The 23596-nt window shown below is 65.2% G+C and carries 20 protein-coding genes; 12 read left to right on the top strand and 8 right to left on the bottom strand.

Going from position 1 to position 23596, the window contains the following annotated elements:
* The first annotated feature begins 8 nt into the window (after nt 1-8).
* The 4 genes from PVW27_RS07095 (at nt 9) to ade (ending at nt 3887) form a co-directional block, all read left to right on the top strand.
* On the top strand, nt 9-491 hold the full coding sequence (locus PVW27_RS07095; RefSeq protein WP_274556375.1) for a transcriptional repressor: 483 nt from the start codon (nt 9-11) through the stop codon (nt 489-491).
* Nucleotides 488-1291 (top strand): ATP-binding cassette domain-containing protein, encoded by an 804-nt coding sequence (locus PVW27_RS07090; protein ID WP_274556373.1) that lies wholly within the window; start codon nt 488-490, stop codon nt 1289-1291. Before PVW27_RS07095 ends, PVW27_RS07090 begins: the two co-directional genes overlap by 4 nt.
* Nucleotides 1291-2082 carry a metal ABC transporter permease gene (locus PVW27_RS07085; protein ID WP_274556372.1) on the top strand — a complete coding sequence of 264 codons (792 nt, stop codon included), beginning with the start codon at nt 1291-1293 and terminating at the stop codon, nt 2080-2082. The genes PVW27_RS07090 and PVW27_RS07085 overlap by 1 nt, the downstream gene beginning before the upstream one ends.
* Before the next feature lie 110 nt (nt 2083-2192).
* Nucleotides 2193-3887 (top strand): adenine deaminase, encoded by a 1695-nt coding sequence (ade, locus tag PVW27_RS07080; RefSeq protein ID WP_274556370.1) that lies wholly within the window; start codon nt 2193-2195, stop codon nt 3885-3887.
* Here ade and PVW27_RS07075 read toward each other — a convergent pair.
* Nucleotides 3880-4428 carry a TetR/AcrR family transcriptional regulator gene (locus tag PVW27_RS07075; protein WP_274556368.1) on the bottom strand — a complete coding sequence of 183 codons (549 nt, stop codon included), beginning with the start codon at nt 4426-4428 and terminating at the stop codon, nt 3880-3882. The genes ade and PVW27_RS07075 overlap by 8 nt on opposite strands.
* 103 nt (nt 4429-4531) lie before the next feature.
* On the opposite strand from PVW27_RS07075, the gene PVW27_RS07070 reads away from it, so the two are divergent.
* From PVW27_RS07070 to PVW27_RS07055, 4 genes are all read left to right on the top strand, one after another.
* Nucleotides 4532-4930 carry a hypothetical protein gene (locus PVW27_RS07070; protein ID WP_274556367.1) on the top strand — a complete coding sequence of 133 codons (399 nt, stop codon included), beginning with the start codon at nt 4532-4534 and terminating at the stop codon, nt 4928-4930.
* A gap of 113 nt (nt 4931-5043) precedes the next feature.
* Nucleotides 5044-7143 (top strand): 3-hydroxyacyl-CoA dehydrogenase NAD-binding domain-containing protein, encoded by a 2100-nt coding sequence (locus PVW27_RS07065; protein ID WP_274556365.1) that lies wholly within the window; start codon nt 5044-5046, stop codon nt 7141-7143.
* Between the two features lie 2 nt (nt 7144-7145).
* On the top strand, nt 7146-8333 hold the full coding sequence (locus PVW27_RS07060; RefSeq protein WP_274556363.1) for an acyl-CoA dehydrogenase family protein: 1188 nt from the start codon (nt 7146-7148) through the stop codon (nt 8331-8333).
* Between the two features lie 3 nt (nt 8334-8336).
* The gene (locus tag PVW27_RS07055) at nt 8337-9410 is read left to right on the top strand and encodes an acyl-CoA dehydrogenase family protein (RefSeq protein WP_274556362.1); all 1074 of its coding nucleotides are present in this window, start codon (nt 8337-8339) and stop codon (nt 9408-9410) included.
* Between the two features lie 507 nt (nt 9411-9917).
* Here the strand turns inward: PVW27_RS07055 and PVW27_RS07050 are convergent.
* Nucleotides 9918-10547 carry a GcrA family cell cycle regulator gene (locus PVW27_RS07050; protein WP_274556360.1) on the bottom strand — a complete coding sequence of 210 codons (630 nt, stop codon included), beginning with the start codon at nt 10545-10547 and terminating at the stop codon, nt 9918-9920.
* Between the two features lie 169 nt (nt 10548-10716).
* Here PVW27_RS07050 and PVW27_RS07045 point away from each other — a divergent pair, with 169 nt between their 5' ends.
* Complete coding sequence (locus PVW27_RS07045) at nt 10717-11520, top strand: ABC transporter permease (protein WP_274556358.1); 804 nt, start codon at nt 10717-10719, stop codon at nt 11518-11520.
* 4 nt (nt 11521-11524) lie between these two features.
* Here the strand turns inward: PVW27_RS07045 and PVW27_RS07040 are convergent, their stop codons facing one another.
* On the bottom strand, nt 11525-12445 hold the full coding sequence (locus PVW27_RS07040; RefSeq protein WP_274556356.1) for a DMT family transporter: 921 nt from the start codon (nt 12443-12445) through the stop codon (nt 11525-11527).
* Nucleotides 12446-12768: 323 nt separating this feature from the next.
* Between PVW27_RS07040 and PVW27_RS07035 the strand changes: the two genes are divergently transcribed.
* Together PVW27_RS07035 and argF are read left to right on the top strand one after the other, a co-directional pair.
* A complete protein-coding gene (locus tag PVW27_RS07035) occupies nt 12769-13950 on the top strand; it encodes an aspartate aminotransferase family protein (RefSeq protein ID WP_274556354.1) in 1182 nt (393 codons plus the stop codon).
* 92 nt (nt 13951-14042) lie between these two features.
* The gene (gene argF, locus PVW27_RS07030) at nt 14043-14969 is read left to right on the top strand and encodes an ornithine carbamoyltransferase (protein ID WP_274556352.1); all 927 of its coding nucleotides are present in this window, start codon (nt 14043-14045) and stop codon (nt 14967-14969) included.
* Between the two features lie 89 nt (nt 14970-15058).
* Here argF and PVW27_RS07025 read toward each other — a convergent pair whose 3' ends face one another.
* From PVW27_RS07025 to hrpB, 3 genes are all read right to left on the bottom strand, one after another.
* Nucleotides 15059-16534 carry an inorganic phosphate transporter gene (locus tag PVW27_RS07025; RefSeq protein WP_274556350.1) on the bottom strand — a complete coding sequence of 492 codons (1476 nt, stop codon included), beginning with the start codon at nt 16532-16534 and terminating at the stop codon, nt 15059-15061.
* Nucleotides 16535-16657: 123 nt separating this feature from the next.
* Nucleotides 16658-17116, bottom strand: coding sequence for an NUDIX hydrolase (locus tag PVW27_RS07020; protein ID WP_274556348.1), 459 nt, complete (start codon nt 17114-17116; stop codon nt 16658-16660).
* Between the two features lie 113 nt (nt 17117-17229).
* Nucleotides 17230-19692, bottom strand: a complete 2463-nt coding sequence (gene hrpB, locus PVW27_RS07015) for an ATP-dependent helicase HrpB (protein WP_274556347.1) — start codon at nt 19690-19692, stop codon at nt 17230-17232.
* Nucleotides 19693-19792: 100 nt separating this feature from the next.
* Between hrpB and meaB the strand changes: the two genes are divergently transcribed.
* The gene (gene meaB / locus PVW27_RS07010; RefSeq protein ID WP_274556345.1) at nt 19793-20776 is read left to right on the top strand and encodes a methylmalonyl Co-A mutase-associated GTPase MeaB; all 984 of its coding nucleotides are present in this window, start codon (nt 19793-19795) and stop codon (nt 20774-20776) included.
* 19 nt (nt 20777-20795) lie between these two features.
* Here meaB and PVW27_RS07005 read toward each other — a convergent pair whose 3' ends face one another.
* Together PVW27_RS07005 and PVW27_RS07000 are read right to left on the bottom strand one after the other, a co-directional pair.
* Complete coding sequence (locus tag PVW27_RS07005; protein ID WP_274556343.1) at nt 20796-21626, bottom strand: 3-keto-5-aminohexanoate cleavage protein; 831 nt, start codon at nt 21624-21626, stop codon at nt 20796-20798.
* A gap of 168 nt (nt 21627-21794) precedes the next feature.
* The gene (locus PVW27_RS07000) at nt 21795-23483 is read right to left on the bottom strand and encodes an acyl-CoA dehydrogenase family protein (protein ID WP_274556341.1); all 1689 of its coding nucleotides are present in this window, start codon (nt 23481-23483) and stop codon (nt 21795-21797) included.
* Nucleotides 23484-23596 lie beyond the last annotated feature (113 nt).

The following is a 23596-nucleotide window of genomic DNA, read 5'->3' as shown; positions in this document are numbered from 1 at the left end:
GACGGATCATGACCGCCCATGGATTCGACCCGCACGATCACGACCATTGCATCGCTGACGCCCTGTCCGCGGCCGAAGATGCCTGCGCGCGCCGCAAGCTGAACCTCACGCCCGTCCGCCGCCGCGTGCTGGAAATCCTGCTCCAGCAGCACAAGGCGATGGGCGCCTATGACATCCTCGCTCGGCTCGAATCCGAAGGTCTGGGCTCGCAACCTCCGGTCGCCTACCGCGCGCTTGATTTTCTGGTCAGCAACGGCTTCGCCCACAAGATCGAAGGGCTGAACGCCTATATCGCCTGCTCGCATCCCAACGCGACCCACGCGCCCGCCTTCCTGATCTGCCGCAAATGCGGCGTGGTGCAGGAAACCCAATCCGAACCCGCCAAGGGCACGCTCGGCTCGGTCGCCCGCGCCTCGGGCTTCGTGATCGAAAGCACCGTGGTCGAGGCGCAGGGAGTCTGCCCCGCCTGTCAGGACGGAGCCCCGGCATGAGCCTGATCGAAGCCCGCGACCTCTCGGTGCGCTACGGTGGCCATACTGTTCTGTCCCATGTGGACATGTCCATCGACAAGGGCGAGATCGTGACGATCGTCGGCCCCAACGGATCGGGCAAATCCACGCTCCTGCGCGCCATCATCGGCGCGGTGCCGGTGGCAAGCGGCCGCCTGATCCGCGACGCCGGGGTGAGCATCGGCTATGTGCCGCAGAAACTTGCCATCGACCCGACCTTGCCCATGACCGTGGCCCGCTTCATGTCCCTGCCGCGCCGCCAGCACCCCGCCGATGTGGCCGCCGCCTTGGAACAGGCGGGCGTCCCCGACCTCAGCACCCGCCAGATGACCGACCTGTCGGGCGGACAGTTCCAGCGCGTGCTGCTCGCCCGCGCGCTGCTTGCGAAACCCGACCTGCTGCTGCTGGACGAGGCGACACAGGGCCTCGACCAACCCGGCTCCGCTGCCTTCTACCGCCAGATCGAGGATGTGCGCCGCCGTCTTGGCTGTGCCGTGCTCATGGTCAGCCACGAACTCCATGTGGTCATGAGCGCCTCGGACCGCGTGATCTGCCTCAACGGCCATGTCTGCTGCCAGGGCACGCCCGAAATCGTCGCCTCCGCCCCCGAATACCGCGCGCTCTTCGGCACCGGGACCCAAGGCGCATTGGCCCTCTACCGCCACGATCACAACCACAGCCATGATGACGGCTGCGATCACGATCACGGCCATGCCCATGACCACGCGCATGACACCGGGGTGATCCCGTTGCATCAGGCCACACGCGACAAGGTGCATTGATGCTGGACGACTTCCTCATCCGCGCCACCCTCGCCGGTCTGGGCGTGGCTCTGGCCGCTGCTCCGATGGGCTGTTTCGTGGTCTGGCGGCGCATGGCCTATTTCGGAGATGCCACCGCCCATGCCTCGATCCTCGGCGTCGCGATTGCGCTGGCCCTGTCGGTCTCGGTCTTTCTGGGCGCGATGGCCATGGCGCTGCTGATGGCGCTGGCCGTGACCGCACTCTCCGGGCGCGGCTATGCGGTGGATACGCTTCTGGGCGTGCTCGCTCATTCCGCGCTGGCCTTCGGGCTGGTCGCCGTGTCCTTTCTGTCGGGCGTGCGGATCGACCTGATGGCCTATCTCTTCGGCGATATCCTCGCCGTCGGCAAAACCGACCTTGCCCTGATCTGGGGCGGGGCGGCGCTGGTCCTCGCGCTGCTCACATGGCGCTGGTCCGCCCTGCTGACCGCCACGCTCAACCCCGACCTCGCCCATGCCTCCGGCATCGACCCCCGGCGCGAACAACTGGTGCTCACCCTCGCCCTTGCCGTGGTCGTCGCGGTCGCGATCAAGGTCGTGGGCGTCCTGCTGATCGCCGCCTTGCTGATCATCCCCGCCGCCGCCGCGCGCCCCTTCGCCCGCACGCCCGAAGGCATGGCCGTGATCGCCGTCCTCGTCGCCGGCCTGTCCGTGCTGGGCGGCTTGCAGGCCTCGCTGATGTTCGACACGCCCACCGGCCCCAGCATCGTCTGCATCGCCGCCCTGATCTTCGCGGGCAGCGCGCAGGGCACCTCGCTGCGGCGCGCCTGACAGCTTCTTTTTGCCCCAAATATCCAATCCCGCCGCTGTCTCCGGCGCACCCCTCGCCCTTGCCGCGCAACTATGGCACCCTGCGCCTGACGACCGGGAAAGGATCACCCATGACGCCGCTTTCGACCCTCATCGCCGCCGGGCGCGGCCAGCAACCCGCCGATCTGGTCCTGCGCGGCGGTCGCATCCTCGATCTGGTGACCGGAGAACTGCTGTCAGGTGACGTCGCCATCTGCGGCGACACCATCGTGGGCACCTGCGCCACATATGACGCGGAACAGATCATCGACGTGACCGGCCTCATCCTCGTGCCCGGTTTCATCGACACCCATCTGCATATCGAAAGCTCGCTGGTCACGCCCTTCGAGTTCGACCGCTGCGTCACCCCGCGCGGCATCACCACCGCCATCTGCGACCCGCATGAGATCGCCAATGTCATCGGCGTGGACGGCATCCGCTATTTCCAGCAGGCCGCCCAACACACCCTCATGGATATCCGCGTGCAACTGTCGTCCTGCGTGCCGTCAACCCAGATGGAAACCGCAGGCGCGCGGATCGAAGCGGCCGATCTCGAACCCCTGATGCACCACCCCTCCGGCATCGGCCTGGCCGAGATGATGAACTACCCCGGCGTGCTGGCCGCCGATCCCGGCCTTCTGGCAAAGCTCGACCTTTTCCGCGGCGGCCATATCGACGGCCACGCCCCGCAACTGACGGGCCGCGACCTCAACGCCTATATCGCCGCCGGAATCCGCACAGAACACGAGGCGACCACCGCCGCCGAGGCGCGTGAGAAGCTGCAAAAGGGCATGCGCGTGTTGATCCGCGAAGGCTCGGTTTCCAAGGACATGGTGGCCCTCGCCCCGCTTCTGACTGAAACAACCGCCCCCTACATGTGCCTGTGCACCGATGACCGGAACCCGCTGGACATCGCCGAACATGGCCATCTCGATTACATGATCCGCAGCCTGATCGCCGCTGGCGTGCCGCCCCTCGCCGCCTACCGCGCCGCCAGCCTGTCCGCGGCCGAGGCGTTCGGGCTGAAAGATCGCGGCCTCATCGCACCGGGCAAACGCGCCGATATCGTGGCGATTGACTCACTCGAAGGCTGCCACGCGCAACTGGTGATCTGCGGGGGCGTGCACGTCACCGACACAGCCTTCGCCGCCCGCCCCACGCTCCCGCCCGTCGGGCGGTCCTCGGTCAAGGCCCCAACCGTCACCGCACAGGATTTCCGCACCAAAGCCAACCGCGAGGATACAGACGTCATCGGCATCATCGAGGGCAAGATCATCACCGATCACCTGCACGAGGTGATCCCCATCACCGACGGGGCCAAACACGCCGACCCCGCCCGCGACCTCATCAAGATCGCGGTGGTCGAGCGTCACGGCAAGAACGGCAATATCGCCACCGGCTTCGTGCGCGGCTTTGGCCTGCAAAACGGGGCCATCGCCTCGACCGTCTGCCACGATCACCACAACATCGCGGTGGTGGGTGCCGATGACGCCGACATGGCCACCGCCGCCAACCGCCTGTCACAGATCGAAGGCGGTTTCGTCGTCGTCCAGAACGGTCGGATCCTCGCCGAACTGCCCCTTCCCGTGGCCGGTCTCATGAGCCTTGAACCTTTTGAACATGTCCGCGACGCGCTGACCCACCTCCGCGCCGCCGCCCGCACCCTTGGCGTCACGCTGGACGAGCCCTTCCTGCAACTGGCCTTCCTCGCCCTGCCGGTCATCCCCGCGCTCAAGATCACCGACCGTGGCCTTGTCGATGTGACACGGTTCGAGATCATCAGCTAAGCCGCATCCCCACCACCGCCACCGCCCGATCCGCCAGCGCGCTTTGTCCCACGCTGTCCATCACGATCACCCCTTCGATCAGGGTCAGCAGGGTCGCGGCCACCGCCGCAGGCTCGTCTGTCCCCTCGGGCAATCGCCCCTCCAGCCAACCGGCAAATCCCGCCATGATCTCCTGCCCGGCCTCACGATGCGCCGCGCTGCCGCCCGCCGCAGCCGACAGGATATCCAGCCAGACGCGGCCATATCCCGCCATCCCCGGATCACGCAGCAGCACCACCACCTCGGCCAGACAGACGGGCACGCTTACCGCCCGCCCCGGTGGCAAGGCCGCCTCCAGCCCCGCGACAAAACCACCCGCCAGATGATGCAGCAGCGCCCCGACAACCCCCTCCTTGCTGCCGAAGTGATAGATCAGCATCCGGTCACTCGTGCCCACCGCCTGCGCAAGGGGCCGCAGGCTGGCATGGGTCAGCCCATGGGTCAGCACATGCTGCGCCATCCCGTCCAGCCATGCAGCCCTGCGATCATCCGACAGCGTCATCATCCCCACCTGTAGCAACCGCTACATTTTTCTTGTAGCGCGCGCTACATTCGCTTAGATTGAAGCAGATGCTACACCGCCCCCCGCCCCAAGGAAACCGCCCATGACCCTGTTCGACATCCTGCCCGTCCTCGCGGGTCTCGCCACCGTCGCCGCCGTGCTGACCTACGCGCACCGCCCCCGCACGCTCGGCCCGCAGGCATGGATCGCCGCCGCCACCCTCTGCGCCGCCTTCGCCGGATGGAGCCTTTATGCCATCGCCACCGGCGGTCCCTTCGGCTTCTGGGCCGAACACACCCGCAACGCATGGGGCGTGCAGATCTGGTTCGATCTGCTGCTCGCCGCCGGTTGCGCGCTGGCCTTCATGATCCCCGAAGCACGGCGTCTGGGCATGCACCCCATGCCCTGGACACTCCTCGTGCTCTGCTCCGGCGCCATTGGCCTTCTGGCGATGCTGGCACGGATTCTCTACCTGCGACACGGGCAACCCCGCAGCCAGTGAACGCAGGAAAAATCCGTTGCGTCACCTGCTTATTCCGCAAAGCAAAACAGTATTCCACTGATTGACGGGTCTGGCCCAAGGCACTACCGTCCTGCCCAATTCGGGAGGATAGAATGTCTGACACCACCGCCATCAATGACTGCATCTCCATCGAACGGGTCGGCGACATCGCCTTGATCTGCATCGACAATCCGCCGGTCAACGCCACCGGACAGGCCGTCCGCCAAGGTCTGCAAGAGGCCATCGAACATCTGAACACCCAAGCCACCGCCCGCGTCATCGCGATCTACGCCGCAGGGCGCACCTTCGTGGCAGGCGCCGATATCCGCGAATTCGGCAAGCCCTTCGTGCCCCCCGCGCTGCCCGATGTGTTCAACATCATCGAAGCCTCTGCCATCCCGGTGATCAGCGTCATGCACGGCACCGCCCTTGGCGGCGGGCTGGAACTTGGCCTCTCCACCCATGCCCGCGTCGGCATCGAAGGGCTGCGCGTCGGCCTGCCCGAAATCCTGCTGGGCCTTCTGCCCGGCGCTGGCGGCACGCAGCGCATGCCTCGCCTGACCGGTATCCCCTTCGCGCTGGACATGATCCTGTCGGGCCGTCAGGTTCCGGCCAAAGAAGCACTTGAGGCCGGGATCATCGACCGGCTGGAAACAGGCGATCCCCGCGATGTGGCGCTGAAAGCCGCGCAGGAGGTGATCGACGGCACGCTGAAAACCCGTCGCACCGACCAGATCGCGACCATCGCCGATCAGGTCGCGCTGGATCAGACCGCCGCCCATCTGCGGAAAACCCAAAGCCACCTCTTCTCGCCGCATAAATGCGTGGAAGCCGTGGCCGCCTCCACCTTGCCGCTGGCCGAGGGTCTGAAGATCGAACGCGCCGCCTTCATGGCCTGCATGGACACGCCGCAGCGCGCGGGCCTGATCCACGCCTTTTTCGGCGAACGCGCCGTCAGCAACATCCCCGAGGCGAAAGGCCCCTCCCGCGAGATCGCCCATGTCGGCGTGATCGGCGGCGGCACCATGGGCTCCGGCATCGCCACCGCCTGCCTTCTGGCGGGACTGCGCGTCACCTTGGTCGAAGTCGCGCAGGACGGTCTCGACCGTGGCATCTCCACGATCACCGCCAATCTCGACGGGGCCGTCAAACGCGGCAAGCTCAAGGCGGACAAGCGCGACGCGACGCTGGCCATGCTCACGCCCTCGCTCGACATGGGCGCGCTGGGCGCGGTCGATCTGGTGATCGAGGCCGTTTTCGAGGATATGGGTGTCAAGAAAGACATCTTCACCAAGCTGGATGCGATCTGCAAACCCGGTGCGATCCTTGCGTCCAACACCTCCTATCTGGATATCAACGAAATCGCGGCTGTCACCTCCCGCCCGCAGGACGTGCTGGGCCTGCATTTCTTCAGCCCCGCCCATGTGATGCGCCTGCTGGAAATCGTGGTGGCGGACAAGACCGCCCCCGATGTGGTCGCCAGTGGCTTCCAGCTTGCGAAAAAGCTGGGCAAGGTCGGCGTCCGCGCCGGCGTCTGCGACGGGTTCATCGGCAACCGTATCCTCGCCCATTACAGCAAAACCGCTGCCTATCTGGTCCTCGACGGGGCCACCCCGCAGCAGGTGGATACCGCGCTCGAAGGGTTCGGCTTCGCCATGGGACCGCACAAGGTGGGCGATCTTGCCGGTCTCGACATCGGCTGGATGACCCGCAAACGCAAAGCCGCCACCCGCGACCCCAACGAGCGTTACGCCGGGGCCGTCGCAGATCGTATCTGCGAAGCAGGCTGGTTCGGCCGCAAGACCGGCAAGGGCTACTACGTCTACGAGGGTAAGGAGATCACACCGAACCCCGCCGTGGACACCTTCATCGCCGAGGAACGCGCCAAAGCCAACATCACCCCGCGCACCTTCACCGATCAAGACATCGTGGACCGCTACATGACCGCCATGATCGTCGAAGCCACCCGCGTGGTCGAAGACGGCACGGCCAAACGCCCGCTCGACGTGGATATGGTTTTCCTGTTCGGCTACGGCTTCCCCCGCCATCGCGGCGGCCCGCTGCACTATGCCGATACCATCGGCGCCGCCGCCCTGACCCAACGCATCAAGACCTACGCACAGGAAGATGCGACCTATTGGCAGGTTCCGGCCCTGCTTGAAAAGATGGCCACGCAAGGCACATCTTTCGCTGACATGAACAAGGAGGCCTGAAGATGGACCTGAGTTTCTCCCCCGAGGAAATCGCCTTCCGCGATGAAGTGCGCGCCTATCTGGCCGAAAACCTGCCCAAACGCATTTCCGACGCGGTCCGCAACGGCGGCGAGCAGAGCAAAGAGATGCTGGAGGAATGGCACGCCATCCTGAACCGCAAGGGCTGGCTCGCCACCACATGGGGCGTGGAATTCGGCGGTCCCGGCTGGACACCCGTGCAAAAGCATATCTTCGAAGAAGAATGCTGCCGCGCCTACGCCCCCCGCATCGTGCCCTTCGGCCTCAACATGCTGGGCCCGGTGCTGCAAGCCTTCGGCTCCAAGGAACAGCAGGACTATTACCTGCCCCGCATCCTCGACGGCACCGACTGGTGGTGTCAGGGCTATTCCGAACCGGGGGCAGGCTCCGACCTCGCCAGCCTGAAAACCCGCGCCGTGCGCGAGGGCGATCACTACATCATCAACGGCCAGAAGACATGGACCACGCTGGGCCAGCACGCCAACATGATCTTCTGCCTCTGCCGCACCGATCACGCCGCGAAACAGCAGGAAGGCATCAGCTTCATCCTCGTCGACCTTGCCACGCCGGGTATCGAGATGCGCCCCATCCGCCTGATCGAGGGCGGGCACGAGGTGAACGAGGTCTTCTTCACCGACGTCCGCGTCCCCGTCGCCAATCTGGTGGGCGAGGAAAACAAGGGCTGGACCATCGCCAAATTCCTGCTCACCCATGAACGCACGGGCATCGCAGGTGTCGGCTTCTCGATGCAATCGCTGGAAGAGGTCAAAGCCCTCGCCAGAAAAATCCGCCGCGCAGGCCGCCCCCTGATCGAAGACCCGCTCTTCGCCGCCCGTATCGCGCAGGCCGAGATTGACCTCGAGGCGATGAAAATCACCAACCTGCGCATGCTCTTCAAGGCGCAGCAGCAGGGCGCACCCGGCCCCGAAACCTCGATCCTCAAGATCAAAGGCACGGTCATCCATCAGGAGTTGAAAGACCTCGCCCGCCGCGCCCTCGGCCCTGTCGCCGCACCGTTTCCCGGTTCCATGACGGACGGCAATATCATGTTCGGCCCCGAAGGCACCGCCAACAACGCCGCGCGCTATTTCAACAACCGCAAGACCTCGATCTTCGGCGGGTCCAACGAAATTCAGCGCAATATCCTGACCAAAACCATGCTGGAGCTCTGACCGATGGATTTCAACCTCACCGAAGACCGCCGGATGCTCCAAGACAGCCTCAACCGCTATCTGGGCGACAAATACCCCGTCGATCACCGCAACAAGGTGGCCTATGCGCTGCCCTGCCATGATCCCGACAAATGGGCGGAAATGGCCGAACTGGGCGCGCTGTTCGCGCTGGCCCCCGAGGATGCTGGCGGGTTCGGCGGCACGGGTTTCGACATCATGGTGGTGTTTGAGGCTTTGGGCCGCGCCCTCAACCCCGAACCCCTGCTGGGCGCGGCCATGGCCAGCCGCCTCATGACCAAGATCGGCGCGGATCAAGAGGTGCTGTTGTCCGGTGCCACGAAATACGCCGTCGCCGTGGGCGAGGTGGAAGCCCCCTATGATCTGGACAGCATCACCTGCACTGCCACAGCCAAAGGCGCGGGCCATGTCCTGTCAGGCCGCAAATCCGCCGTCTATGGCGGCCAAGTCGCCGATGTGATCCTCGTCGCCGCCATGCTGGACGGCAAACCCGCGCTGTTCGAAGTGCAGGCAAGCGACGCCCAGATCGCAGGCTATCCGATGATGGACGGTGGCGGTGCCGCCGAGGTGCTGCTCGACGACACGCCCGCCAAGCTGCTGATGGCCGATGCCGCCGACGCCCTGACCGACGCGCTGAACGCAGGCACCTTGGCCCTCTGCGCCGAGGCCGTGGGTGCCATGGACGTGACCCATGCCACCACGCTGGACTACCTGCGCACGCGCAAGCAATTCGGTGTGCCCATTGGCAAGTTTCAGGTCCTGCAACACCGCGCCGTCGACATGCTGACCGAGATCGAGCAGTCCCGCTCCATCACCATCAAGGCCGCGTCCGAACTGGACGGCCCCGATGCCTCCCGCTTCGTGTCCATGGCGAAAAACCTGATCGGCCGCGCCGCCCGCCTTGTGGCGGAAGAGGCGATCCAGATGCATGGCGGCATCGCGATGACATGGGAATACCCCGTCTCGCATTACGCCAAACGTCTGGTGATGCTGGATGCGCAGCTTGGCGACACCGACTACCACCTGTCGCGCGTGATGGCGGGGCTGAAGGCGGCGTGAACGCTTTGATCCGCTGAAACACCAAAGGGCACCCCAGCAGGTGCCCTTTTTGTTTTTTGCGCTCCGCGCGGAATCAAGGTGCGCAGCACCGCCGCGCGATCGCCGACCCGCCCCCCGGGGCGGCGATTTGGCAACCGTTGCGACCAGAATGATCGTTCGATGACCGGACAACCATAAACTGCCCCAAACAGCCGTCCCATCGCCACCCCGCGTGTCGGCGACCGCGCGTCTTGCTGGAGAGGTTGGATGAGAGCCGCTAGCGAGCCGTAGGGTGCGTGCTTGCACGCACCATTTGTAATTGCGGGCGGGAATGGTGCGTGCTTGCACGCACCCTACGTCTATCCCAAAGCCGCTGTCTGCGAACGCGGGAGACCCCACGCACCGAAGGTCACCCCCCCGGTCCAAGCCCGCACCACACCACGAAACCGTTAAAAAATCCCTAACGCGACCCGCCAACCCATTGAAAACAAATAAACCGAAAAATGTCCCACGGTGGGACACTCGGAATTACCGCTTGCGGTCACGGCGCGAGGACATGGGCTGGAACGCCACCCCCACATGGGCCTCGCAATAGGGCTTGCCCGCCTGCGTGGGCAGGCCGCAGAACCAGAAGTTCTCGGTCGCAGGATCGCCCACGGGCCATTTGCAGGTCCGCTCGGTCAGTTCCATCAGCGTCAGGCGGCGCGCCTTCTTTTCGATCTCGGAAACCTTGGCCAAGGCTTCGGGGCTGATCTCATTGGCCGAAGGCTGCGGCGGCAAAGGCTGCCCCGCCGGAATGATCGCCTTGCGGGTATGGGGCACCGTGACCTGACGGGCCACGACATCCTCCTCCACGTCATCCTCGACCTCGACCTCATCCTCCACCACCCGCGGCGCGGGCTTGGCGGCGGGACGGGCCTTCGCCTCGACCGGTTTGGGCGCGGGCTTGGGCTTGGCCTCGGGTTTGGGGGCCGCTGCGGGGGCCGCCGCCGCAGGGGCAGGGGCCGCACCAGCGCGGTTGGACAGACCCAGACGATGGACCTTGCCGATCACGGCATTGCGCGTGACGCCGCCCAGTTCCTTGGCGATCTGGCTGGCCGACTGGCCCTCGCCCCACATTTTCTTCAACAGCTCAACGCGCTCATCGGTCCAGGACATGGTCTTTCCTTACCCAAAAGGCGGCCCGCAATCTCCGGGGCCGCCCTGTCATCTTGTAGGTTCCTATTCTAAACAACCCTTGCCGAGTTACAAGGTGCCGAATCACATCCGCACCGGTTTGCAGGGGCCTGCCGCCAGCGCATGGCCAGGAAAAACAGGAGAAGCCGAGATGAGTCAGACACGCGACATGGGAAGCAGGCGCTTCGGACGGGTCAACTGGCTGGGCCTCTATACGCTGGCCTGGCGCGAGGTGATGCGCTTTGTGTCGGTCTGGACCCAGACGCTGCTGGCCCCGCTGGTGACCGCGGCGCTGTTTCTGGTGATCTTTTCCATCGCCATAGGCCCCACACGCGGCGACGTTCTGGGTGTGCCCTTCACCGCTTTCATCGCGCCGGGCATCCTGATGATGACGGTGATCCAGAACGCCTTCGCCAACACCTCGTCTTCCATCGTGATCTCGAAGGTGCAGGGCAATATCGTGGACACGCTGATGCCGCCCCTCTCGGCGGGCGAGCTGGTGCTGGGCTATCTGGCGGGCGGGATCGTGCGCGGGCTGGCAGTGGCGCTGGCGATCGGGCTGGGAATCCTGCTGGTGCTGGGAATCCCGATTGCCCATCCGCTGTGGGCGCTGATCTTCGTGCTGCTGGGATCGGCCATGATGGGCGCGGTCGGGATCGTGGCAGGGGTCTTTGCCAACAAGTTCGACCAGATGGCGGCAATCACCAACTTCATCGTGACGCCTTTGGCCTTTCTGTCGGGCACGTTCTACTCCGTCGCGGCCCTGCCGCCCGTTCTCTATGAGATCACCCATGTGAACCCGGTCTTCTACCTGATCGACGGGGTGCGTTTCGGAGTGCTGGGAGTATCGGACAGCTCGCCCTGGCTGGGCCTGACGGTGTGCAGCGCCACGACATTGGTGATCAGCCTGATGGCGTGGTCGATGTTCCGCACTGGCTATCGTCTGAAGGCGTGATCCGTCAGGGTGCCGCGCCCGAGGCGGGCGGCACAGGCGGGCGAGGCTTGCCCAGCCGCGCTTCGCGCCACGCAAGAAGGCCCGCGCCGGACAGGATCACCAGCGCGCCCATCCATGACACGGCATCGGGGCGGGTGCCGAAAACCACCGCATCGTAGAGGGCCGCGAAGATCAGCGTGGCATAGCTGAAAGGCGCTACGAAACTGGCATCGGCCCGCGCCATGGCGTTGATGAAGAACACCTGCGCCGTGGCCATCAACGCGCCGATGGCGGCAAGCGCGACCCATTGGGCGGGCGTGGGCGGTGTCCAGACCGGGATCACGGCCAGACTGGCGATGACCACGCCGATGGCGTTGTTGACCAGCAGGATCTGGAACGGCGCCTCGCGCCCGGCGAGTTTCTTGATGAAGATCACCTCAAGCCCCATGGCAACAGCCGCGACCAGCGCCAGCAGAGCGGCAGGTTGAAAGCTGGCCGAGGTGGGGCGCAGCAGGATCAGCGCGCCTAGCAGGGCGATGCAGGCCGCGCTCCAGCGGATGCGCCCCACACGTTCACCCAGAAGCGGGATCGCCAGCAGCATGGCAAAGACCGGGTTCAGAAAGCTGATCGCGGTGGCGTCGCCCATGGGGATGAAGGCGACGGCGGCGAACATCAGGGTGACGCCGCTCCAGCCGAAGAAAGTCCGCCCCAGATGCAGCCGCAGATCGGGGCGCTGGATGCGCGGGCGCAGCACCGCCGCCGCACTGGCAAACAGGGCAAAGGCAAAGATGAAGCGTCCGTGGCTGATCTGCAGGGGATGAAGCGGCGGACCCAGATGTCCCCCGCCGATAGCCTTGGCCAGCAGAGTGGTGCCCGCGATGAAAGCGGTAGCCGACAGCATCAGGGCGATGGCCAGCGGCGGGTTCAGGGGGCGGGCGACGAACATCGCCCATCTATGCTGTGGCCACTTTGCACAGGCAAGGGGTGGCCCTGCCGAATTTGTCTTGGCCTTTGCCATGCGGGCCGCTATCACTGCGTCATGAGCAAAAGCCGCATCCCTTTCGTGACGACCCGACGCCGACGCACCCGCGCCTGACGTTCCGCCTGCTTTTGCCCTTCGCGCTTCGGCGCATTTATACCCCGCAATCCGCCCTCTCGAACTGTATCGCTTGTCGAATGTTGCGCCAACCGATGCCATATCGTCGAGAATGTTGACTTGAGGCCCCTCGTGATGCACTCACAGGGCCTTGCCAGATAAGGAAGATCACCATGATCCCGTCCGTTTTGCCGACTTATAACCGCGCCGCTCTCCAGTTCGTGAAGGGCGAGGGAAGCTGGATGATCGAGGCGGATGGCCGACGCTTCCTTGATCTGGGGGCCGGGATCGCGGTGAATGTGCTGGGTCATGCCAATCCGGCGTTGGTGGCGGCGCTGACCGAACAGGCGCAGAAGATCTGGCATGTGTCGAACCTCTATCAGATCCCGCAGCAGCAGGAACTGGCCGACCGGCTGGTGGCAGCCACCTTTGCCGATACGGTGTTCTTCACCAACTCGGGCACGGAAAGCTGCGAATTGGCGGTCAAGATGGCGCGCAAATACTGGTATGAGAAAGGCCAGCCCGAGCGGACGGATATCATCACCTTCAACGGGTCCTTCCATGGCCGGTCCTCGGCGGGTATCGCGGCCGCCGGGTCCGAGAAGATGACCAAGGGGTTCGGGCCGCTTCTGCCCGGTTTCATCCATCTGGACTGGGGCGACCATGACGCGCTGCATGCGGCGATCAACGCGCGCACGGCGGCGATCCTGATCGAGCCTGTGCAGGGCGAAGGCGGTATCCGCCCGCTGCCGGATCAGTGCCTCAAAGGGTTGCGGGCGCTGTGCGACGAGACGGGGACGCTGCTCATCCTGGACGAGGTGCAATGCGGCATGGGCCGGACGGGGCGTCTGTTCGCGCATGAATGGGCGGGGGTCACGCCCGATATCATGATGGTCGCCAAGGGCATCGGCGGGGGCTTTCCGCTGGGTGCGGTGCTTGCCACAGAAAACGCGGCCTCCGGCATGACGGCGGGCACGCATGGGTCGACCTATGGCGGCAACCCGCTGGCCTGCGCTGTCGGCAATGCGGTGATGGAGATCGTGGCCGATCCCGCCTTTCTGGAAGGCGTGCGCGCCCGTGCCGGGGGCCTGCGCCAGAAGCTGGAAGGGTTGGTCGGTGCCCATCCCGATGTGTTCGAGGCGGTGCGCGGGTCCGGCCTGATGCTGGGTCTGAAATGCAAGGTGCCGAACACGGATATGGTGGCGGCTGGCTATGCCGAACAGGTCATCACCGTGCCTGCGGGCGACAATGTGATCCGCCTGTTGCCACCGCTGAACATCACGGAGGATGAGATCGCCGAGGCCATCACCCGCCTTGACCGCGCTGCCGCCACGCTTGAGGCGAAACGCGCCTGAGCTTCTTTTTGCCCCAAATATCCCGGGGGGATCGTTCAAGATCGTTGAACGTGGGGGCTGGCCCCCCTCCCCGGCTTCAGGAATCGATTGCCATGCCGCATTTTCTCGACATCAACAAAACCTCATCCGCTGATCTGCGTCACATGATCGACGAGGCGCGCCGGATCAAGGATGCGCGCAATGGGCGACCCAAGGGGATGCCCGACGCCGAGCAGCCCCTGGCGGGCCACATGGTCGCGCTGATCTTCGAGAAGCCTTCGACCCGGACGCGCGTATCTTTTGACGTGGGCGTGCGCCAGATGGGCGGACAGACGATGGTGCTGTCGGGGGCCGACATGCAATTGGGGCATGGCGAGACGATCGCCGACACGGCCCGCGTGCTGTCGCGTTATGTGGACATGATCATGATCCGCACCTTCGAGGAGGCAACGCTGCTGGAGATGGCCGAGCATGCCACGGTGCCCGTGATCAACGGGCTGACCAACCGGACCCATCCCTGTCAGATCATGGCCGATATCATGACGTTCGAGGAGCATCGCGGCCCCATCAAGGGTCGCAAGGTGGTGTGGTCGGGGGATGGCAACAACGTCTTTGCGAGTTTCGCCCATGCGGCGGGGCAGTTCGGTTTCGACCTGGTGTTCACCGGCCCGCCGCCCCTCGATCCCGAGATGGTCTTTGTCGAGGAGGCTCGCGCCAAGGGTGTCAGCGTCACGATCGAGCGCGATCCGCACAAGGCGGTGGAGGGGGCCGATCTGGTGGTCACCGACACCTGGGTCAGCATGCACGATCCGCAATCCGCGCGGGAGCGGCGGCACAACCAGTTGCGGGCCTATCAGGTGAATGAGGCATTGATGGCACGGGCCAAGCCGGATGCCCTGTTCATGCATTGCCTGCCCGCGCATCGCGATGACGAGGCGACAAGCGCCGTGATGGATGGGCCGCATTCGGTGATCTTCGACGAGGCCGAGAACCGCCTGCACGCGCAGAAGGCGATCATGCGCTGGTGCCTGGGCCTGTGACCTGACCCAATGGCGCTGAGGGGGGCGCTGCCCCCCGTCCTGCGGACTCCCCCCGGAGTATTTTTGGCAAGATGAACGCGGGGCTTGGGTCAGGCGGGCAGTTGGGACAGCATCAGGAAGATCAGTCCTGACAGCAGGGCCGCGGCGGGCACGGTGATCACCCATGCGGCGATGATGGTCAGGAAATGCGAGCGGCGCACCAGTTTGCGGCGGCGGCGTTCCTCGGGGGCGATGCGTTTTTCTTCAGACAGGACATAGCTGCCGTTGCGGGCGCGGCGTTCGTGATCCCACTCGCGGAAGAAGCCCACACCGAAGACCGCGCCGACGGCGATATGGGTGGAACTGACCGGCAGGCCAAGCCAGCTGGCCACGATCACCGTGATCGCCGCCGAAAGCGAGACACAATAGGCGCGCATCGGGTTCAGCTTGGTGATCTGGCTGCCGACCATGCGGATCAGTTTCGGTCCGAACAGGAACAGGCCGAAGGAAATGCCGAAGGCGCCGATCACCATGACCCATGTGGGGATGGTGACGCGGTCCGAGGCGCCGCCATCCTCGATCGCGTGGACGATGGCGGCCAGCGGCCCCACCGCATTGGCAACGTCATTGGCGCCATGCGCAAAGGACAGCAGGGCGGCCGAAAAGACCAGTGGCAGGCCGAACAGCACCTTGAGCGATTTGTTGCGGTTCTCCATCCCTTCGGACTGACGGCGGATCAGCGGGACGCAAAGCGCATAGCAGGCCACCCCGATGCCGAGTCCGATCAGGAGGGCCAGCCCCATGTCGATCTTGATCACCTTGTTCAGGCCCTTGAGCGCCAGATAGGTGCCGAATGTGCCTGCCATGATCCCCAGAAGGATCGGCACCCAGACGCGCGCCGCGGCGATCTTGTCTTCGCGGTAGATGATGCGGCTTTTGATCAGGGCAAGGAAGGCGGCGGCGATGAGACCGCCCATCAGGGGCGAGATCACCCAGCTTGCGGCGATCGCCCCCATGCTGGGCCAGTTCACGGCGTTCATCCCGGCGGCGACGATACCCGCGCCCATCACACCGCCCACGACGGAATGGGTGGTCGAGACCGGCGCGCCGATCCATGTGGCGAGGTTTACCCAGAGGGCCGAGGAGATCAGCGCCGCCATCATCGCCCAGACGAAGATGCGCGGGTCTGCGATGGTGTTCGGGTCGATGATCCCGCGCGAGATCGTCGAGACGACATCGCCGCCTGCCAGCAGGGCTCCGGCGCTTTCGAAAATGGCGGCGATCAGGATCGCCCCGCCCATGGTCAGGGCATTGGCCCCGACCGCAGGGCCCATGTTGTTGGCGACGTCATTGGCCCCGATGTTCAGCGCCATATAGGCCCCGAATACGGCGGCGGCGACCACGACAAGGTTCAGATCCGCCGTGCCCATCAGGATTGCCGCCATCAGCCCGGCGACGACGATGAAGGCGAGCGCGATGCCCGGACCGACCAGAGGCCGCGAGACATAGGACGTGGCATATTCCACCCGCGAGATGCGGTTGAGGTCCTTGTCCAGCGTGGCCCAGCTTTTGTCCTGATCAGACATGGTCGCGCGCAGTCCTTTACCCGTGCCGCATCCGGTCAGGACGGGCCGTTGAAATCCGAACACGGGCCTAGAGGGGATAGCCCGTCATATCAAGCGGGCTGTCATGATTTTGTGACGTTGCTGTTACAATTGCCGCAGGATCTCGCGCAGGCCCGGCTCGTCCACGCGTGTCGCGGCCTCGGACGGGGACATCCAGCGGCGGTTGCGTTCGTCCACTTCGGGGTAGTCATCCGCCATCTGGACATCGGTGACTGCGTAGACTTTGACCTCGACCAGAACGGGCACGCCGCCCTCAAGCCGCTTGTCATAGTCATAGGTGCCCAAGGGTTCTTCGGTGATGGTGCCGGACTGGACGCCCGCTTCTTCCCAAGCTTCCTGCAGGGCGGCGCCGGGGGCGGTCAGGCCGTCGATGGGCCAGCCCTTGGGCAGGATCCACCGCCCTGTATCGCGCGAGGTGATCAGAAGCACTTCACGCGCCGGTGGGGTTCCACGCAGGCACAGCGCCGCGACCTGAAGGCGCTTCGGGCGTGTGAGAAGGGGTTGAACCATGCTGGTCCAGGCGGCTTTGAGCGGGTTCATCATCTGCTGGTTTCCGTGCCTCGTCGGTCGAAGACCGACATATTGTTTTTGATTATCCCGCCTTTATACCCCCATTCCGCGAAAAACGCAAAGAGACACCGTGACGATGAGAAGGATCATGTGCCCCGTGGTTTGGCGCGCAGGGTCGGGTCGGCCTCACGCGGGTTTTCGGGCCATGGGTGGCGCGGGTAGCGGCCGCGCATGTCGCGGCGCACATCGGCATAGGAGCTGTCCCAGAAGCCGGGAATGTCCATCGTGACCTGCACCGGGCGCTGGCCGGGTGACAGGAGGGTGACGCGCAAGGGTTGGCCTGCAACGGTGGGATGCGTCGTCTGGCCGAACATTTCCTGCAAGCGCAGTTCGATGGCGGGCACCTCTCCGTCATAGTCGATGGGGATCTGACGGCCCAGGGGCGTGGTGAAATGGGAGGGCACGGCGCGGTCGAGCGCCTGTTGTGTTGTCCAGTCCAGCATGGCGCGGAGGGGGGGCAGCAGATCGAAGGACTTCCAGTCGGCGGCGCTGCGGACGCCCGCCAAATGGGGAAGGAGCCAATCGTCAAGACGGCTCATCAAGGCGTCGTCGGACATATCGGGCAAGTCGAGCCCGCCCTTGCGGGCAAGATGCACCCTGGCGCGGAACCGCTGTGCGGCGGGCGAGGGGGCCAGGCCCAGATCGCGGACCCCGTCCAGCATGGCGCGGGCGATCTGTTCGGGCGGGGCGTCCGACCAGATACGGTCATCCAGCACCAGTGCGCCTAAGCGTTCCTGCTTGCGGGAAATGACGCGGCGGTCGCGGCGGGACCATGCGCAGAGATCCTGCCAGATGATCTGATCCGCGAACAGCCCGCGCAGGGCACTTTCAGTGATGGCTGCGGCTTGCCTGATCTTCGCCTCACGCGGGTTGCCGTCAAGGTCGGTGGCGACGATCAGCCGGGATGAGGCCAGCGGGTCGTGATCGTCGAGGATGGCCCCTTTGCCGCCCGACAGGATGAAGCGCGCGGCATCACCCTTGCGGCGCTGGCCGATACGGTCGGGATAGGCGAGGGCCGCTTGTTCGGCGGGGCTGAGCGGGCCGGTGGTGCCTTGGCTGGCCGTGCTGGCGAGGCGTTTACCCTCGGCCTTGATGCGTTCGACAGCAGCGCGGTTGGCGGGATGCGGGCGCGTGTCGGTGTAGCGTTTGAGGTCGGTGATCGCCTCGATCCGCAGGGTCAGATCGACGGGCGCGCCGCGCGACAGGGGGTCGCGGTCGGCCAGCAGGGCGGCGAGGGGGGCGGCCTGTTTGCCTGCCACGGCCAGCATATGCGCCAGACGCGGATGCAGCGGGAGGGCGGCGAGGGTGCGGCCATGGGCGGTGATGCGGTTTGTGGCATCAAGCGCGCCCAGCATTCGCAGGAGGGATTGCGCCTCGGCATAGCTGCCGGGGTTGGGCGGGGTCAGGAAGGCCAGTTGATCGGGCGCGGCCCCCCAGAGGGCGAGTTCGAGGGCAAGGGGGGAGAGGTCCGCCGCCTCGATCTCGGCGGGGGGATAGTGGGCGAGGGCCCCTTCTTCGCCGCGTGTCCAGAGGCGGTAGCAGATTCCCGGCGCCACACGGCCTGCGCGGCCTGCGCGTTGCGTCGCCTCGGCCCGGGTGACGCGTTCTGTGACAAGGCGGGACATGCCTGCGCCCGGATCGAAACGGGCCCGGCGAGAACGGCCAGCATCGACGACGACGCGGATATCCTCGATCGTCAGGGACGTTTCCGCGATGGAGGTGGCCAGCACGATCTTGCGTGTGCCGGGTTGCGTGACAGGGGCGATGGCGGCGCGCTGGGCGGCGAAATCCATCGCGCCATAGAGGGGGCGAATGGCGCAATCAGGGGGCAGACGTTTCGATAGCAGCGCCTCGACCCGTTTGATCTCGCCTTCGCCGGGGAGGAAGACGAGAACGCCACCTTGGGTTGCCGCGATGGCGTGGGTGACCAGATCAGCGCAGGCGTCCTCCAGACGCGCGGTTTTGGGCAGGGGGGTGCCCAGCCAGTGCAGATCGACGGGGAAACTGCGGCCTTGGGATGTGATGACGGGGGTGCCGTCGCCCATCAGGGCGGCCACGGGTTCCGCGTCCAGCGTGGCCGACATGGCCAGAAGGATCAGATCGTCGCGCAGGGCCCCCGCGATTTCAAGACAGAGGGCGAGGCCCAGATCGGCGTTCAGGGACCGCTCGTGGAATTCGTCGAAGATCACTGCGCCGACGCCCGCGAGGCCCGGATCGGATTGGATCATCCGGGTGAGGACGCCTTCTGTCACGACCTCGATCCGGGTTTTCGCACTGGTCCTGCTGTCGCCCCGGATGCGGTAGCCGACCGTCTGACCGACAGGCTCGCCCAAGGTGTCGGCCATGCGTTCGGCTGCGGCGCGGGCGGCAAGGCGGCGGGGTTCCAGCATCAGGATGCGGCCTTGGGTAAGCCCTGCGTCCAGCATCGCCAAGGGCACCACAGTGGTCTTGCCCGCGCCCGGCGGGGCTTGCAGCACAGCGCGGCCATGGGTGCGCAGCGCCGCGATCAGCGGTTCCAGCGCGTCATGGATGGGAAGAGCGGTCTGCATGGCGGCCTTATCGGGGATTTCGGCCGCGCCGTCCATCGCCTGACTGGACAGGCCCAGCCTGCCAAGGCATGAAGACCGGACAGGACGAAGGACTAAGCCGATGGACATGACCGAGCTTGCCCGGCGCATCATGGCGCAGGATCGCCGCGCGCTGGCCCGTGCGATCACGCTGGTCGAAAGCAGCCGCCCCGATCATCGCGCGCAGACGACGGCGTTGATCGAACTGCTGCGCGCGCAATCGGATGCGCAGGCGCTGCGGATCGGATTGTCAGGCACGCCGGGGGTGGGGAAATCCACCTTTATCGAAAGCTTCGGCCTGATGCTTTTGCGCGAGGGCTTGCGGGTGGCGGTGCTGGCGGTTGATCCATCCTCGGCGCGGTCAGGCGGGTCGATCCTTGGCGACAAGACGCGAATGGAGCATCTGAGCCGCGAACCCGATGCCTTTATCCGCCCATCGCCCGCGCAGTCGCATCTGGGCGGTGTGGCGCGGCGCACGCGTGAGGCGGTGGCGCTGTGCGAGGCGGCAGGGTTCGACGTGGTGCTGATCGAGACGGTCGGTGTGGGGCAATCCGAGACCGTGGTGGCAGAAATGTCGGATCTGTTCCTGCTGCTGCTGGCCCCGGCCGGGGGAGACGAGTTGCAGGGCGTCAAGCGCGGCATCATGGAGATGGCGGATCTGATCCTTGTGAACAAGGCGGATGGCGATCTGAAACCGGCGGCGCAGCGGACCTGCGCGGATTATGCGGGTGCCCTGCGCCTGTTGCGCAAGCGGCCGCAGGACCCGGAGGGCTTTCCCAAGGCGATGACCGTGTCTGCCTTGCAGGTCGAGGGGCTGGAAGTGGCGTGGTCGGAGATGACGGCGCTGATCGACTGGAGGCGCGAGACGGGGCATTTCGAGGCCCGCCGCGCCGGGCAGGCGGAATACTGGTTCGGGCAGGAAGTGCGTCAGGGGCTTTTGGCGCAGCTTGATGTGCCGGAGGTCAAGGCGTGGATGCAGACGCTGGGCCGCGATGTGGCGCAGGGGCGTGTCACGGCGACAGCGGCCGCATTGCAGATGCTGGAAGAACTGCGCGCCCGACAGTGAGGCGCGCAGTCGACTTGTGTCAGGCCGGACGCAGCCCGAGGATGTCACGCGCCTGTGCCGGGGTGGCGACGGGGCGCTCGTATTTCTCGCACAGATCGGTAACGCGCTTGATCAGCGCCGCGTTGGACGGGGCCAGATGGTCACGATCCAGCCGGATGTTGTCTTCCAGCCCTGCGCGGGCATGCCCGCCGGCGGCCACGACCCATTCGTTCAGGATGACTTGGCCCGGCCCGATCCCCGCGGCGCACCATTCCGCATCGGGCAGCAGGCGTTCCACGGTCTTGATGTAGAAATCAAACGTCTCGCGATCCACGGGCATGGCGTTTTTCACGCCCATCACGAACTGCACGTAAAGCGGCCCTTTCAGGCGGCCATCCTTGGCCATTTTCGCGGCCTGATGGATATGGCTGAGGTCGAAACACTCGATCTCGGGCTTCACGTCATATTTCAGCATCTCGGCCGCGAGCCAATCCACCAGATCCGGCGGGTTCTCGTAGACGCGGGTGGGGAAGTTGTTGGACCCGACGGACAGCGAGGCCATGTCGGGCCGCAGCGGCAGCATTCCGCCGCGGGTCTGACCCGCGCCGGAGCGTCCGCCTGTCGAGAACTGGATGATCATGCCGGGGCAGTGCTTCTCCAGACCTTCCTTGAGGCGGGCGAATTTCTCGGGGTCGGAGGAGGGCGTGCCGTCATCGTTGCGGACATGGGCGTGGCAGATGGTGGCCCCTGCCTCAAACGCCTCCTGCGTGCTCTCGATCTGTTCCGAAACGGTGATCGGCACGGCGGGGTTGTCGGCCTTGGTCGGGACCGAGCCGGTGATGGCGACACAGATGATGCAGGGTTTGGTCATGGTCAGGTCTTTCCGGTTGCGCGGTGTTTGGTTGACAGTGACACATAACAGCCGCGCCGGGCAAGGGCAGGGTGTGCTTGAGTATTTGCGAAACGAGGAAGGGTGGCGCAAGACAAAGCCCCGCAGGTTTGCGCTGCGGGGCTTGGGATGATTATGCGCGGGGCTGTATCAGTCGAGCAGACGGCGGGCGATGACCTGCGCCTGAATTTCTGCGGCCCCTTCGAAGATGTTCAAGATGCGCGCGTCGCAGAGGATGCGGCTGATCTTGTATTCCAGCGCGAAGCCGTTGCCCCCATGGATCTGCAAGCCATTGTCGGCGGCGGCCCAGGCGACGCGGGCGCCCAGCAGCTTGGCCATGCCAGCCTCAAGATCGCAGCGGCGGTCATTGTCTTTCTCGAAGGCCGAGAAATAGGTGAGCTGCCGCGCCACCATGATCTCGACCGCCATCATCGCCAGTTTGCCGGAGACGCGGGGGAAGTTGATCAGCGCTTTGCCGAACTGCTTGCGGTCGATGGCATATTGCATCGACACGTCCAATGCGGCCTGCGCCACACCGACGGCGCGGGCGGCGGTCTGGATGCGGGCGGATTCGAAGGTCTGCATCAGCTGTTTGAAGCCCTTGCCTTCTTCGCCGCCCAGAAGGTTCTCGCCCTTGACATGGAAGTTGTCGAAGCCAAGCTCGTATTCCTTCATCCCGCGGTAGCCCAGAACCTCGATCTCGCCGCCGGTCATGCCGGGGGTCGGGAAGGGGGCTTCATCGGTGCCGGGGGTCTTTTCGGCAAGGAACATCGACAGGCCGCGGTGATCGGTGCTGGACGGATCGGTGCGGGCCAGCAGGGTCATCACATGGGTGCGGGCGGCATGGGTGATCCAGGTCTTGTTGCCTGTGATGCGATAATCCCCACTGTCATCCTTGACCGCGCGGGTGCGCAGGCTGCCAAGGTCCGACCCGGTGTTGGGTTCGGTGAAAACGGCCGTCGGCAGGATTTCCGCGCTGGCAATACCGGGGAGCCATTTCCGCTTCTGTTCCTCGGTCCCGCCGCAGAGGATCAGCTCTGCCGCGATCTCGGACCGGGTGCCAAGGCTGCCGACGCCGATATAACCGCGCGAGAGTTCTTCGGACACGACGGCCATGGACGCCTTGGACAGGCCGAAGCCGCCGTATTCTTCGGGGATCGTCAGACCGAACACGCCCATTTCGGCCAGTTCGGTGATGATCTCCATCGGGATCAACTCGTCCTTGAGGTGCCATTCATGGGCATAGGGCTCGACTTTTTCGACGGCGAAGCGGCGGAACTGCTCGCGGATCATCTCAAGCTCTTCATCGAGGCCGGAGGCACCCACGGTCACATTCGCGGACTGTTCCTGCATCAGCGTGACAAGGCGGGCGCGCGCTGCCTGCGTGTTTCCGCCCTGTGTCAGGGTCAGAATAGCGGCCTCATGCAGCACCCGTGTGTCTTCGGGCGCAAGACCCAGATCCTGCAGACGCACGACCTCGCCCTGGTTCATCTGGATGCCGCCGGTGATCTGCGACAGGTATTCGCCGAAAGCGATCTGCTGGATCAGGTGTTCGACCTCGCCGAACTTGCCCTGTGCGTCCAGCGCCTCGGCCCACTTCTGCATCTGGCGGAGCGATTCCACATAGGTGGCCAGCCATGCAAGACCATGAGCGGCTGTCTGCTCGGCCTCGATCAGTGCGCCGGAGACGCGGCCGCCTTCGCTGACGCGGGCGCGCACGCGGGATTTGGCCGTGTCGAAGAGTTTTTCGACAGGGACCAGGGCGGCGCCAGTCTGGCGCAGCAGGTCAGGCAGAATCACCGGTGCGTTCATTGCAATATCTTGTCCGTCATGGGCCATGAATCACATCCTTTTTTTGCTGGACACCGTCCTAGCCATTTCGCAGTTGCAGCGCAACAAAAATACCCAACACGGCCAGTTGGATAACTGAAAGTTGCGCATTGATTTATTGC

The organism is Seohaeicola sp. 4SK31, from assembly GCF_028802875.1.
GTDB lineage: Bacteria > Pseudomonadota > Alphaproteobacteria > Rhodobacterales > Rhodobacteraceae > Seohaeicola.
This window is presented reverse-complemented; position numbering and strand designations above follow the sequence as displayed.